The sequence below is a fragment of the Vibrio genomosp. F6 genome, assembly GCF_005146325.1.
In the GTDB taxonomy this organism is placed as follows: Bacteria; Pseudomonadota; Gammaproteobacteria; order Enterobacterales; family Vibrionaceae; genus Vibrio; species Vibrio cortegadensis.
In genome coordinates this window covers 1-1,165 of record NZ_SYUT01000105.1, presented here as the reverse complement: position 1 = coordinate 1,165, position 1,165 = coordinate 1, and the positions used below count along the sequence as shown (strand labels likewise).

1 protein-coding gene is annotated in these 1,165 nt (G+C 43.0%); it reads right to left on the bottom strand.

The genetic code is table 11. From position 1 onward, the window contains the following. A protein-coding gene (locus FCV43_RS19840) for an IS3 family transposase (RefSeq protein ID WP_136996147.1) occupies positions 1–1,093 on the bottom strand; the annotation gives its coding sequence in 2 pieces (ribosomal slippage) (positions 1–835 and positions 835–1,093; 1,094 coding nt annotated over the 2 pieces). This gene is flagged as partial in the annotation. Positions 1,094–1,165: the final 72 nt, after the last annotated feature.

Below are 1,165 nucleotides of genomic sequence, written 5' to 3'. Positions count from 1 at the left end.
GGCCTGACCTGACAGTAATACTGAATTATGTATCGAGTAATTTCTTGTTGAGCTTCAATAAAGCTACGATAACCTACCGTCGGCACCCATTCTGTTTTCAAACTTCTAAAGAAACGCTCCATTGGTGCATTATCCCAGCAATTTCCTCGTCGAGATAAGCTTTGCTTTATCTGGAAACGCCACAGCAATTGGCGGTATCTCCTGCTTGTATAATGAGTTCCTTGATCACTGTGAAACATCACGCCTTGTGGCTTACCACGAGACTCGTAGGCCATTGACAGAGCCTTACCTGTTAATCGACTATCAGGCGATAACGACATTGCCCAACCAATCGCTTTTCTAGCGAAAAGATCTATAACAACCGCTAAGTACATCCAGCGATTACCTGTCCAGATATAAGTGACATCACCAACCCAAACTTTATTGGGCTCAGTAACCGCGAACTGACGGCTCAGATAATTTGGTATTTCAACATGCTCCTGTGATGCCCTTCGATACTTATGCTTGGGCAATTGGCAGCTCACTAAACCAAGTTTTTTCATTAACTTAGCTGCTCTGTAGCGACTTAGGTTCGTTCCTAGATTGGTTACTATGCCAGCAATGGTTCTAGCTCCTGCGGAACCATTGCTGGTAGTGTGAGCCTCGCTAACTAAGCTACGAAGCTTTACTGTTTCTATATCAATGCTTACTGGTCGTTTCCGCCAGTAGTTGTAACTGCTTCGGTGAACATTAAAGACTTCGCATAATGTCTTTATGCTATGGCTCTGCTTGAGTTTCTTGATTATCAAGAATTGTTCAGTGAGTCCGACATCAACAGAGCCGTGGCTTTTTTTAATATTTCATTATGCTCTTCAAGGCGAGCTAACTTCTTCTTTAATTCACGTATTTCAATTTGCTCAGGCGTCATAGGTGATGCTTTAGGTGTTTTCCCCTGGCGTTCCTCTTTTAGCTGGCGAACCCACTTATCCATGGTGGACTTACCAACATTCATGGCTTGAGCAGCCTCTGTCACCGAGTAGTTCTGATCTAGGACTAATTGTGCCGCTTCTAATTTGAATTCAGCGCTAAATAGTCTTCTTGTACGTTTTGTCATAATGTCACCTGTTAACTTATGAGGTGATGATATCACCTCTAACTAAGTGACCAAATTCAGCGTACCACTACA